5 protein-coding genes are annotated in these 13366 nt (G+C 63.0%); 4 read left to right on the forward strand and 1 reads right to left on the reverse strand.

Translation table 11 applies throughout. From position 1 onward, the window contains the following. Positions 1 to 28: 28 nt before the first annotated feature. Positions 29 to 4315, reverse strand: a complete 4287-nt coding sequence (vccA, locus tag BV106_RS34400) for a Verru_Chthon cassette protein A (protein WP_038172713.1) — start codon at positions 4313 to 4315, stop codon at positions 29 to 31. A gap of 325 nt (positions 4316 to 4640) precedes the next feature. Here vccA and BV106_RS34405 point away from each other — a divergent pair, with 325 nt between their 5' ends. The 4 genes from BV106_RS34405 (at position 4641) to BV106_RS34420 (ending at position 13259) form a co-directional block, all read left to right on the forward strand. Continuing rightward, positions 4641 to 5900 carry a substrate-binding domain-containing protein gene (locus tag BV106_RS34405; RefSeq protein ID WP_081892570.1) on the forward strand — a complete coding sequence of 420 codons (1260 nt, stop codon included), beginning with the start codon at positions 4641 to 4643 and terminating at the stop codon, positions 5898 to 5900. 67 nt (positions 5901 to 5967) lie between these two features. Beyond that, positions 5968 to 9306 (forward strand): DUF1553 domain-containing protein, encoded by a 3339-nt coding sequence (locus tag BV106_RS34410; RefSeq protein WP_051946938.1) that lies wholly within the window; start codon positions 5968 to 5970, stop codon positions 9304 to 9306. A 6-nt stretch (positions 9307 to 9312) separates the two neighbouring features. Beyond that, entirely contained in the window at positions 9313 to 10785 is a 1473-nt protein-coding gene (locus tag BV106_RS34415; protein ID WP_038172718.1) for a DUF1501 domain-containing protein, read from the forward strand. Positions 10786 to 10904: 119 nt separating this feature from the next. Beyond that, positions 10905 to 13259 (forward strand): heparinase II/III family protein, encoded by a 2355-nt coding sequence (locus BV106_RS34420; RefSeq protein WP_038172720.1) that lies wholly within the window; start codon positions 10905 to 10907, stop codon positions 13257 to 13259. Positions 13260 to 13366 lie beyond the last annotated feature (107 nt).

Raw genomic sequence — 13366 nt, forward strand, 5'->3', positions numbered from 1 at the left:
CATCGAACAACCCGCCCAGTCAGATGATCTACGGCGCAAAACGACGCTGGCTCACCACGCGATAGCGGTAATAGGAATCTACAGAATATCCGGAGTTCCCGAAGCTCGAAGCACTCGCCATGTCCGGCATGTGCCGGTCTCCAGGATCGAGATAACGCTCGAACAAAGCGGAGCCTTGCTGCTCTCCCGTGACCACATCCCGCCCCTCTTCCCAGACGGCGGGGTCCGTGCTGCGCACCTTGCCGAGCAACTGCACCTTGTAGTGCACCTGATACACATTCGACTTGGTGGTGAGCCGTGGATAGATCTGGCCGTACGGAGCCTCGCGGGTGTTGTCCCCCGTCAGCTCAAATGCATCGGCACGGGCTGGGTCGCCGTTCCACCACTCCGTGATCCGGTCTGTATTCATCAGATGCGTGCGGCTGGTGGCCTCCGGCGGATACGGGATATAGGGGTTAGGACACATCTGGGGGATGAGGAACACACTGCAGATCTCTGAAGCCGAGCGGAACACATCCCCCTGGAGGCCAAAACGACGCTCAAAGGCAGCCAGCGTGCCGTCCACTGGGCTCAGATTGATGTCATAGCGGGACTGATAGGGAGCATGGTCTCTGCCGCCCTTGTAGTTGGAGGTCTTGTTGAACCATGGCCAGTTGGCCGGCTTGGGCGGCTGGTCATAGGAGGCACCACTGCTGGGGATCGCGGCCATCCCCGTCCGTTTCATGACCGCATGCAATCCTGTGCGCCGCTTGATGTAGCGGAAGGGAAAGATGTCATAGTTCATGTTGATCTTGCCCGCCGTGGAAAACGGCTCGCTGATGGGATAGGGCTCCACCACGGGCATCCAGAAGAAATCGAGCAGCAGGTGATCCGGCGGCGTGGCAAAGCCGATGTGATCTGTGTCCAGCCCCCGGTTGCCGGAGGCGCTCGTCCTTCCCGCCGGATTGGGGCAGAAGAGCAGGGTCTCCCAAGGCCGGTCCAAGGCAGGATTGCCCGGCACCACCCCGGTGGGCAGCGAGCCGAACTGCACCGCTGAGGCCGTCTGACGGTTGGGGGCGTAGTTGATCCCTCGATCTCCACTGGCCGAGTCATGGCTGGAGCCCGCACGTCCATAGTAGCCCCCTGCGTCGTTGGAGTAGCCAGCGGTCAGGTTGGCGGCGTCTTCGTCCGGTTTGTTCACATAGGGACCGTCTTCCACGTTGCCCAATCCATTGTCCCAGTCGCCCGGCATGCCATCCGCCCTCGCTGCGGAGTCCACACCTCGTGCCGTCACAGGCGGCGCATCGCGGAAGTAGGTTACCTGGTCCGAATTGTCGATCGGCCCACCACCAATGCCTTTAACCAGACTGCCAGCGATGAAGTAGGAGGAGTTGCGATAGTAGGGATGCGTGGCGAGCGTCCCGGAGCCACCGCCTCCCACCAGATACATGTTCCACTCTGCCGAATTGGCCGAGCAGAAGTGACCCCAATACTGCCAGTCCGAGGAATGCCGCAGGCCATGGGCGAACCGGGCCGACGCATTGCGGTAAGCATCCGCCCACACCACGGCCCCATTGCTCATACTGTAGGTGCCGCTGCGGCGAAACCATGCAGCCGGTACCTCGGTCCTGGCCGCATAAAGCCGGAAGTCCCCCTTGGGCCGGGCATCGTAGGCAGCCTCCATGGAGCGTACGCAATCCCCCGGGCGGATAAGCCAGGCGAAGTAGTTGTTGGGCCCCTCAGCAATCCGGCTTTTCAGACTCAGTTCCCGGCCGTCCAGCTTGTGCTTTGAGGTGGCCTTGCCTGCCGCGACGGTAAGTCCGCCGTAGTTGCCGTCGACGATGTACGCATACGGTGCCGGGATCGCTGGGGCAGAGTCGAACGAGATCTGCACCCGCTGTATTTCCTCGCTCCCATCTGGCGTCCGGATGCTGATCTCGAGGGGACCGCCATCGAGGGTCATGGTAGGCGGTGTGGTGCCGGAGGGGGCTGGCACGGTGAGCGGTGTGGCGCTCTGCCAGGCAAATCCCGTGTCAGGATGGCTGCTGGCCGGATCACGCCGCCCCCCTCCGTAGGGCCCCTGGAAGAAGGGCTGAAACATCGCCGAATGCGCCGTGTTGTGCCCCGCACCGGGCCCCGTTCCGATTGCCGTCTTCAAGACGACCCGGGACACATCTCCCAGCTGCGGGTTCGATGCATTCACAGGGAAGGCCAGGGCTTGCCCGTTCACTTTCACCCCCGACTTCACGTCGATGGCCAAAAACGGACTGGTGGAAGGGTTGCCCACCATGGGATTGAAGAACTCCAGCAGCAGGAAGGCCTTCATTTCCTTGGCGGCGAAGCCCCACCGGTCCGCGCTGCCCGGCACGCTGTATTTGATGTCTGGCACCGCAGTCACCGTATCGGTGGCACCCGCCACCGTGGAGGTCGGATAGAAGACGAGAGCCGCCTCCGTCACGGTGATGCAGCGGCCGAAGCCCTTGGTGGAGGCCCCAATGCGCAACGGTACCACCTGGGACTCGCCAGCAGCCAGAGTCGGATACCCGGGAAAGGCGCGCGGCGGAGCATAGCAGTAGGTTGTCTCACTGCCTGGCCCGCCACTGGGCACCTGCACGGAGTAAGTGTTCAGCCCAGACCGGATATGATCCACCATCTCCGTCAGGATCTGGTCCCGGCGCGAGTTGGCTTCTTCATACTTGTCAGTAAAGGTACCGCCGAATCCCGGAATGGGATGCGAGGTCAAGGCCTGGAGATAGGCATACAGTTGCCGGTTGCGCTCGATGCTCCAGTCCTGGGACGGACTGAGCGCACTGCCGTGCCCCTTCGACGGATCAGACTGGCCTTTCTGATGAGCGGTCAGGCGCTGAAAGTAAAACGGATTTAGATTCTTCCCTTTCGCTGTCCCCGTCTGGGCACAGAAGGCGATGAGCTTGTCCAGCACGTTGCGGTCGGCCGCATCCTGCTGCACCGGCCACAGGGCGATGCGCGGCTTGTTGAACAAGTTCACCTCAGGAGCGCGGCTGTGCGCTGTGAGGAGGAACCGCACGCGGTCCAGGGCATCTCGCGTAAAGGGGCTTGCCGCTGGCTGAGCCACCCGGGAGGCCTGGAAGGCCAGTTCATCCACACTGGCGTACAAGCGATCACGATCTGGTGTGGGCACCGGGGGGAGTGCCACCTGGGTGTTGTTCTGCCAGATGTTCACCGTATTCAGCCCGCCCTCCGTGGGCCCCATCACGATGCGCGGACTCAGCTTGAGATAGGTCTCCAGCCTGGGTTTGAGCTCGCCGTAGTTTCCTGGTTCCTTCTTGTTTCCGCTCTGCGGGATGAAGTAGTTGGGCAGCCGGGTCTGGTTGACGTATCCCAGGCCGATCCAGGGGTCCAACACGGCACTGAGGCAGGTGGTGGCGGGATGCCCGGGGTAACGGTTGAACTCATTGCGCACCGGCTGCCGGTTGGCGAAGAGGTCACCATGCACCCAGCCGTTGGTTCGAGGAACATCCCAGTACATTCCCTCTGACGCGGTGTTGATATTCACCTTGCAGCTCTCATCATCCGTCCAGAAGGCAATGCGCCCCACCACCGTGTTTGAGGCTGATGCCCCGTTCAGCCGCACCTTCCCTCCCCCTTGATCCTCCCCGGTCAGAATGGCTCCATTCTGGAGAACATAGAGCCAGCGCAGCGGCATGGGCAGAGGATTGGCCAAGGTCCCCGTGGCTGGGGACAGCCGCTCCAGACCCGTCCCGTTCTTGACCAACGCCACGCCATCTATCACCGCAGTCGCATTGGCCGGATTGACACCCGCCTCAAACGTCCGTGGATCCACAATGGGGTACACGGGGTCAGCAGGCAGGCCGTCGGCATCCCGCCTCGTGAACACCGGGGCATTGAGATCCGTGTAGAGGGCGGGGAGGGCGCTCCAGGTGGCGGGCAGTTCCTCATTCACATCCACCATTGGCGCGAGACCAGAGGCATCCGGACCTACCTCCATGGACACCGCGCTGTACAGCTTGTAGGCGCGGTCCAGCCGGGAACGTTGGGTGGCGGAATCCAGCGTCTGTCCGAAGCGCCGGATCATCCCCGGCTGTGACGCCCAGGTGTACTGGGTGCCGTTGTTTTCCGTGGCCTTGCGCACCTGGGCGATGGCGATGTTCAGCGGCATCTCCGCCAGCAGACGTGTCTCTTCCACCTTGGCATAGGCACCACTCGCCCGGGTCTCCGTCTGGACCATCATGAGGAAGCCCGTCACGAGCAACACCAGCAATGCTACTACGCTCAAAACGAGCACCAGCGCGACGCCGCGCCTGTCCTTGCCCGCACCCAAAGTGAAAAATTTCATCGTCAAACGCGCCCCACTTTGGGATGGCCGGACATGAGCAGGTATGAAGCCAAAGAGGTCGTCTGATCGCCCGGATCCGACCTCTACCTTCTGTTCAGTTCCCGCATCGCTTCTCATGAGCGCTAGGACTCTGCCTCATGTAGGGCCAGTTTTCCCGTTATTTTTCACCGCTCCACATTCACATATTGCGCATTTCACATTCCCTGACGCCATGACAGGAACGGCACTCAAAGCGTGACATTTCTTCACGCACAAGGGCGAAACGGCCCCGACTTGAATGCTTTTCCCGTGCCCATGGCACAACTCCTGATTCGCAAATCACGCAATGACGTTCCGAGAACGCGCAGAAGATTCAGCACCCGTCGCAGGCTCCCGCCCGCGTCCAGTAGTGGTGCCTGCTCCCAGGAGTCGAACGCTCAAGCACAAGCCCGTGATGTTCATGGCGCTGAGCTTCTATGATGCGTCGCTCCACGACGGCATCGTGCAGTGGGTTCGAGAAAATGACTGGGAGCTGGACGTTTCCAACTTCCCGGTGCTGACTCGTCCGCCCACGGCGAAGTGCGATGGCATTCTGACCACCATCACCCGCCCCGAGACGCTGGAGTGGCTGAAGCCGTACGACTGCCCGATGGTGCGCATGCTGATCGCTCCCAGCCCTGAGCTGGAGGAGGCCTCCAGCCACATCCCTCTGGTCTCAGCCGACTACGAAAGCGCCGGACGGCTGGGCGCGAAGCACCTGCTCACGCTGGGGCAACCGCACTTTGCCTTTTATCAACGGGGAGTGGGACCAGATGTGCTGGCGATTCGCAACGGCTTTGTGGAGACCCTGAAAGCGGCTGGCAAACAAGTGACGGTGCTGGACTTCATGGGAGATCATCCCAATCTGGATGCTTTCACCCGGGTACCCAGGGCGGATCGCAGAGAGTGGCTGGCCCGGCGCATCCGCGCGCTGCCCAAGCCCCTGGCTATCATGGCCGAGGATGATCGTTTTGCCATCGAGGTCATGCATGCCGTCCGCGCCATGGGCCTGCGCATCCCCACGGATGTGGCCATCCTGGGCTCTGATGACAACCGGCTGGCCCTCAGTGTCTCCCCGGTCTCCATCTCCTCGGTGGATACCAACCTTCGTGGGGTGGGATATGCCGCCGCGAGCATCCTGGCCGATCTGATCCAGGGCAAGGAGAAACCGACCAGCACCATACGCATCCCCAGCCGACGGGTGCTGGCGCGCGAATCCACCGCAACCTATGCCGGCTCTCACCACGGGGTCAGCGAGGCGCTGAGGTTTGTCCGGCAACATTTCCGCGAACCGCTGCAGGCCTCCCGCGTAGCCAAACACGCCCGCATGTCCCTGCGCGGCCTCCAGAGCGCCCTCCGCCAGGAGGCCCAGCTCACCCTCAATGACGAAATCGCCCGCCTGCGCGTCACGGCCGCGAGTGAGATGCTGGAAGAAACCGACCTCAAGCTGGACTCCATCGCCGCCGATGTGGGGCTCCGCGATGCCAAAAATCTCTGCCGGGTCTTCCGCCAGCGCTACGGCATGACGCCCCAGCAGTGGCGCGCGCGCAAACAGGACGAGCCCTGACCTGCCGCAGACGGACTCACGTACTCTCGTGAGTCGAAGACAACGCTGTGCCTCCGTATAATCGGGCATGCACAGCACTCCCCGGCGTTTTCTCCTGAGCACCTCCATCCTCGTGGCGGCCTGCAGCCCGACCGCGCCAGGAGTGGCTGCAGGAGTGCCGGTGGATTTTGCCACTCAGATCCAGCCGCTGCTGCAGGAGCACTGCCTGGACTGCCATGGCGCGGAGAAGCAACGAGGGGGCCTGCGCCTGGATGGCCGCGACGTCGCTCTGCGGGGTGGGGATGAGCATGGAGCGGCCATCCTGCCGGGCAAAAGCCTGGAAAGCCCTCTGTACCACCTGGCTAGCGGGAAGGATCCTGACCTAAAAATGCCTCCCAAGGGGCCTGCGCTCAGTGCCGCAGAGCTGGAATTGCTCAAGCGCTGGATCGATGCTGGAGCCCAGTGGCCTGACGACAACAAGACTCCCGCCCATCCGGCGAAGACCCACTGGGCCTACCAGCCGATCGCTTCTTTTCCCGATCTCTCAGCCAAGGAGGGACCTTCCGCCGTTCTGGACCACTTCATTGCCGTCCAGCTGGAGAAGCATCAACTCCACCGGGCCTCCGAGGCGGACCGCCGCACGCTCATCCGGAGATTGAGTTTCGACCTCGTAGGCCTCCCGCCCTCCCCTGAGGAAGTGGCCCAGTTTGTAGCGGATCCCGACCCCCTCGCCTACCCGAAGCTGGTGGAAAAGCTCCTGGCCTCCCCTCGCTACGGGGAACGCTGGGCGCGCCACTGGCTGGACGTCGTGAGGTTCGCGGAAAGTGACGGATTTGAGAAGAACACGCCCCGGCCGGAAGCCTGGCCCTACCGCGACTACGTGATCCGGGCGTTCAACGAGGACCGGCCCTACAACCAGTTCGTCCGCGAGCAGCTGGCAGGGGACGTTCTGGGTGAGGATGTGGCCACCGGTTTCATCGTGGGCGGCCCGACCGACACCGTCCGCAGTCCGGATCCCGTACTCACCGCCCAGCAGCGGGCGGATGATCTCAATGACATGGTGGCCACGACTGGCAGCACCTTTCTGGGACTCACCATCGGCTGCGCCCGATGCCACAGTCACAAGTTCGATCCGGTCACCCATTCCGACTACTACGCACTTGCCGCGATGTTCGCCGGGGTGCGACATGGCACACGGCCAATGAAAACTGCGGATGACGCGGTCCGTCTGGCCCGGGCCGCAGGCCTTCGCGCGGAGCTCGCTCCCGTGGTAACCCAGCTCAACCAATTTGAGCCCATGGCCCACACTCGCCGGACCGTGGTGATCCCGCCGGATGACGCCGCACGCGTGGTGAAGCTGAAGCCCTCCAACGCACAGCGTACCAAGTATGAGGGAGGCCCCGGACGTGGTGAAAACTCGTTCCCAGGCGATGCCCAGCATTCACCCACCCTCGCGGATGGCTACTGGGTGTGGCTGGGGGACAACGCGGCAGGCAAGGTGCTGGCCTGGCAGCCCCAGGTGCAGGGCCGCTTCCGCATCTGGGTATCCTGGGGATCCGGTTATCGCAGTCATGACGAAGATGCCCGCTACATCCTGGACGATGACGGGAAGCTGGAAACCACCCAGGACCAGCATGAGATTGCCCGGGCGGATCATCGCAAGTTTGCCGACGGAACCGGCACCATGCCCAACCGCAAGCTCTGGAGTGGCTTCAAGGACATCGGCGTGCACGAGCTGGAGGCCGGGGCGAAATTGATTCTGGAGGTCGGTGGTGACGCGGGCTATCCCACGGCAGATATCCTGGTGCTGCAGGAGGAAAGCGCCCCCCAGGAGCGGCCAGCCTTGAGACTGCCCGTGAGCCGCAAGGCAAACGTGGAGCGCTTCCCCGAGGTCGAAGCAAGTTTCGTGAGATTCACGATCGAGGAAACCACGCAGCTGCAACCCTGCCTGGATGAGCTGGAGGTGTTCAGCGCCGGGCCGGAGCCGCGCAACGTGGGTCTGGCTTCCGCCGGCGCGACGGCCACGGCCTCCAGCACGCTGCCAGGCTATGCCATCCACCAGCTCAGACACGTCAACGACGGCCTGTACGGCAATGACAACAGCTGGATCTCCAATGAAAACGGACGAGGCTGGGTGCAGCTGAAGCTTGCCAGGCCCACCCGTATCGACCGGGTGGTGTGGAGCCGGGACCGTCAGAACGTCCCCCGCTACAACGACCGGCTCCCCATCAAGTACCGGGTGGAGGTTTCCCAGGACGGCCAGGCCTGGACCCGGGTGGCCGGGCATGAGGACCGTCTGCCCCGCACGCTGACGCTGGCCGCTGCCAGCCTCGCCACCAGCACGGGACTCCCGCCCGGTGAGGCAGCCAAGTTTCATAAACTACAAGATCAAAGGAAACAACTCGAAGCCGCCATCGCCGTGGCCGAGACCGCCCCCATGGCCTACGCCGGAGTGCTGGGGAAGCCAGGTGAGACCCGCCGCTACCAGCGTGGCGACGTCACCCAGCCCCGTGAAGAGGTCGCTCCTGGAGTGGTCGCGGCCCTTCACCCCATCGCCTCCCTGCCAAAGGATGCCCCGGACCCTCAGCGTCGCCTTGCTCTGGCAGACTGGATTGCGGATCCGCAGAATCCCCTCACTGCCCGCGTGATGGCCAACCGGATCTGGCACTACCACTTTGGCACCGGGCTGGTCGACACTCCCAGCGACCTGGGAGTCAATGGTAGCAGGCCAACCCACCCCGAGTTGCTCGACTGGCTGGCGCAGGAGCTGATGACCCACGGGTGGAGCGTCAAGCACCTGCATCGCGTCATCCTCCTCAGCCAAACTTATCGACAGAGCTCCTCTCCGGCAGACCTGCAAGCCGGCATGACCCATGATGCCCAAACCCGCCTCCTCTGGAGGTTCCCGCCCCGCCGGCTGGAGGCAGAGGTCCTGCGCGACACCATCCTCTCCGCCAGCAATAAACTAGACCTGCACATGGGTGGCCCTGGGTTCGACCTCTTCGAGCCCAACACTAACTACGTGAAGATCTACAACTCCAAGTCGGAATTCGGTGCCGGCGACTTCCGACGCATGATCTACCAGCACAAGCCCCGCGTGCAGCTGGACAACGTGTTCGGCGCCTTCGACTGCCCGGACGCCGGACAGATCGCCCCCCGGCGCAATGTTTCCACCACCCCGCTGCAGGCCCTGAGCCTGCTCAACAGCACGTTTGCCCTGGAGCAGGCCGGATTCTTCGCCGCACGGGTGGCCTGGGATGCAGGAAATATTCCTGCATCCCAGGTAGACCGCGCCTTCCAGATCGCCTTCAACCGGGCTCCATCCCTTGAGGAAGCCGCCGCTGCCGCGGAACTGGTCGCCCAGCATGGTCTCCCCTCCCTGTGCCGCGCGCTCATCAACTCGAACGAGTTCATCCAAATCTTTTGACCCCCCATGCACGCCCACACTCCCGCTTCGAGCCACCTCCTCAACCGCCGCTCCTTCCTGGGCACCACGCTGCATGGGCTGGGAGGCATGGCCCTGGCCCACCTCCTTGACCGGGACGGCCTCCTGGCCGCACCCTCGCCGGTCCGGCCGTTGATTGATCCCTCGAACCCGTATGCCTCCCGGACGCCGCATTTCGAGCCACGGGCGAAGCGCTGCCTGGTCATCTTTGTCACCGGTGCCCTCAGTCATGTGGACACCTTCGACTACAAGCCGGAGCTGGTGAGGCGGCACGACACCCCCATGCCCGCGAGCGAGAAGCTCATCACCTTCCAGGGAGAGAATGGAAACCTGATCAAGCCCCTCTGGGACTTCAAACCGCGCGGTCAAAGCGGCAAGATGATGAGTGACCTGCTGCCCAATATCGCCGGTCATGCGGACGACCTTTGCTTCATCCACTCGATGACGGGCAAGAGCAACACGCACGGCCCGGCGGAGAACCAGATGAGCACCGGGTTCACGCTGGACGGCTTCCCCGGTATGGGCTCCTGGGCCACCTATGCCCTGGGATCGGAGAATCAGGACCTGCCCGCCTTCGTAGCCATCCCCGATCCACGAGGGGTCCCGCAGATCGGCCCGCGTCACTGGGCCTCCGGATTCCTGCCCGCCGCCTTTCAGGGCACCGCCTTCAATGCCGACCGCCCCATCCCTCATCTGGCCCGCCCCGCCAGCATCAGTGCCGGGGCCGAGACCTCGACGCGCGATTTCCTGAAACTGATCAACCAGCGTCACCTCGCCCAACATGCCGGGGATTCGGAGCTGTCGGCCCGCATCGCCAGCTATGAACTCGCGGCCCGCATGCAGCTCGCCGCATCTGAGGTGAGCGACTTCTCCAGTGAATCCGCCGCGACCAGAAAACTCTACGGCATGGATGATCCGAACACGAGCAAGGCCGGCTTTGCCAAAAACTGCGTCCTGGCCCGGCGTCTTCTGGAACGTGGAGTGAGGTTTGTGCAACTCTTCAATGGCAGCTACGCCATGGGGGAAGGCGTGGGCAACTGGGACGGTCACAAGGCCATCGCAACCCAGTACCCCAGTCACGCCAACATCCTGGACCAGCCCTGTGCCGCCCTGCTCACAGATCTCAAGGCGCGTGGACTGATGGATGACACCCTCGTGGCCTTCGTCACCGAGTTCGGCCGCATGCCCACCTTCCAGAAAAACGCCAACGGCCGTGACCACAATCCCAAGGGCTTCACCGTCTGGCTCACCGGCGCGGGAGTGAAGAAGGCGCACAGCCATGGTGCCACGGATGACTTTGGCCACCAGGCGGTTCAGGATGTCACAACCATCTACGACCTCCACGCCACGATGCTGCATCTGCTGGGCCTGAATCACGAACGGCTCAGTTTTTATCACAATGGTATCGAACGTCGGCTCACAGACGTGCATGGACACGTGATCAAGCCTGTGCTCGCCTAGCGGGGCGACACTTGCTCATCATCGCAACTAATTCACCTCACTCCGTCCATCATTGACGGTTCCGGGGCAATTTGATATTCCAGCGCAGGCTCCACAAAAATCACAATTGCCTGCTCCTCATGAAATCAAACCTCCCTTGCGCGTGCCTGGGTCTGTTCCTGGCCTGCGCGCCCCTGCACCCCGCCTGTGCGGCCAGCATCCAGGTCAGCACCTCCTTCGCCGTCCCCACCGGCCCCGCCACCCAACCGGTTATTTGGACATCACCGCCAGCCACGCTCCAGGCCCGGGCCCTGGATCCCCTCTACTCGGGATACTACAACAGCGTGAGAAACTACGTGAACGGCCAGCTCCCCTCCCTGGCCACCGCCACGAATGAGGACACCCTGGCAAACGTGGCCAAGGGAGCTGCCATCCTGGAACGCATGGGACAGGTTCCACCCGGCACCTATGCGAGCTACGGGGCGGCCGCCTCCACGGCGATCTCCCGCATGGGAACGAGGGCAGCCTGGATCTTGTTTAAACCCTCGAACCCGTTCCAGCACATCTATGACAGCGGCCGCCTCCAGTCCATGGTCGAGGCGTTCGACCTGTTGCGAGGCTCGCCCAATGTGACGGCCGCCAATGTCACCACCATGCGCAACAAGATCGCGCAATGGGCGGATGCAGGAAGGAACAACCTTGAGCTCAACACCTTCCACCCGGACGACAACTATGCATTGAAGTTCGGCTCGGCACTTGTGAGCACGTCTCTCGCGTTGTGGGACTCCTCCAACGCCGCCACCTGGCTGAACAAAGGCAAGACGCTGGTCAATGCCTCCCTGAACCGCATGGCAGACGAGACCGGCTGGTACCGTGAAAGCTCCTGGTACGCCAACTACAGCCTGAACAACCTCGTCAGCACCGCCCACCATGTGAGGAATGCCACGGGAGGCACGGTGAACTGGTTCACCAGCCTGCAACCGCTCTTCACCTTCGCCCTGCACACCCGCCAGCCAGATGGCTCCAACGCGCCGTTTGAGGAAGGTCTCCGCACCTGGCTCACGGCAGATTTGATCTGGGGTGAATACACCAGCACCTCGCTCGGCGGCGAGCTGCGCTGGTCCCAGGCGAATCTCACCGCCTCCCCCATCAGCAGCAACTTTGAGAACCAGCAGTACCACGTGGCCACGAGATTCCTGGCGGTGAACAACACGGTTGTCACCACTGTTCCCATGAGCTCCCCCACCCGCTTTCTGAGCTCTCCGGATGTCGAAGTGACCGTGCTGCGCTCCAGCCATGCCGCGAACGCCCGCCAGGCCACCTTGCTGACTTCCACCGATCACTCGTCCGATGAGCTGATCAACACCCGGCACAATTCCCGCAACCCGCTTGACCTCGTGATCTACGATGGCGGCGAACTGCGCGTGGTCACGCCCGGCGGCGGCCCTCAGGTGACGAGCTCTGCCAACCGCGCCTACTACATCAACACGGTCACCGGAAAGAACATCCCGACGGTCAACGGGAACACCTCCTACATCACCAACGGCAATGCCATCACGGGCGCCGCCCGGCTGGACAGTGTGGATGAAGGCGGCCTGACGAATCGCTTCGCCGATCTCAGCACCACCACGGTCAACGGCATCAATGGCAGCGGGAACACCGTCAGTCGCACCCTCGCGATGGTGGATGAAACTTACTTCGTCGTGCTGGACCGCTTCACCAATGCCGCCTCCGTGACGAACCAGGTGAACTGGCATCCGGTGGGCACCCAGTACCCGGTCTCCATCGCGCCAGCCCTCCTCCAGTATCGCTGGGACAAGGGCACCAAATCCTGCGACCTCTTCATGGCCGCCAGTCACAACCTCAGCGGCAGCTCCCTGTCCGGTTCCTACGCGGAGTCCTATGGCGCGCCGGAAATCGCCATCACCGGTGTCCAGGGGGCTATTTCATCGAACGGTGGCCTCATTCTCTCGGTTCTGAGCACGCGAGACTCCAGCGCCACCGCCATCACGGCGGCGCGCGTCAGCACCAGCCTGGCCACCGCCCACGCTGCGGAGCTCGCGGTTCCTGGAGGGTACCATGATGTGCTCACCTTCTCCTCCACTCCCGGCACGGACTATACCGCCGGAGCCGTCTTCACCGATGCCGCATTCTCCGTGACTCGCGATACCGCGGGGGCCTTCGCATCCTTTGCCCTCGTGAATGGCTCGGTGCTGCACCAGGGCACGGAGGCGTACTTTGAGAGCCCCCACCTCACCAGCGCCATCTCGGCCGTGTACTCCGCCTTCGGCATCATCGCCCAAGTGACCGAAGACACTGCGGGCGCCAAGACCTACCACTTTGGTTATGGCGGCATTCTTTCCCCCACCGCCACGTACACCGCCTACCAGAACGGGGTCGCCCTCGGTGCCGAGCAGTTTACCTGGGACGCTCTGGGCCTGCACTTCACGGGGATCACGGGAGGTGGGACGCTCCGGGTGGTGCCCAATCCCTAGCGAATATCCATCGTGCCCGCTCCAGTCCGGAAGGAATTCGAGGAGCGGGCTTCTACGACTTAAGGCTCATTTGCTCCCCTTGACTGAGAGGGTAAATTCTTTGCAAC

The sequence above is a fragment of the Verrucomicrobium sp. BvORR106 genome, from assembly GCF_000739655.1.
Taxonomy (GTDB): Bacteria; Verrucomicrobiota; Verrucomicrobiia; order Verrucomicrobiales; family Verrucomicrobiaceae; genus Verrucomicrobium.

Coding starts and splice junctions, on each gene's coding strand:
- BV106_RS34420 (WP_038172720.1), top strand. CDS start 10,905: ATGAAATCAAACCTCCCTTGCGCGTGCCTGGGTCTGTTCCTGGCCTGC.
- BV106_RS34405 (WP_081892570.1), top strand. CDS start 4,641: ATGACGTTCCGAGAACGCGCAGAAGATTCAGCACCCGTCGCAGGCTCC.
- BV106_RS34415 (WP_038172718.1), top strand. CDS start 9,313: ATGCACGCCCACACTCCCGCTTCGAGCCACCTCCTCAACCGCCGCTCC.
- vccA (WP_038172713.1), bottom strand. CDS start 4,315: ATGAAATTTTTCACTTTGGGTGCGGGCAAGGACAGGCGCGGCGTCGCG.
- BV106_RS34410 (WP_051946938.1), top strand. CDS start 5,968: ATGCACAGCACTCCCCGGCGTTTTCTCCTGAGCACCTCCATCCTCGTG.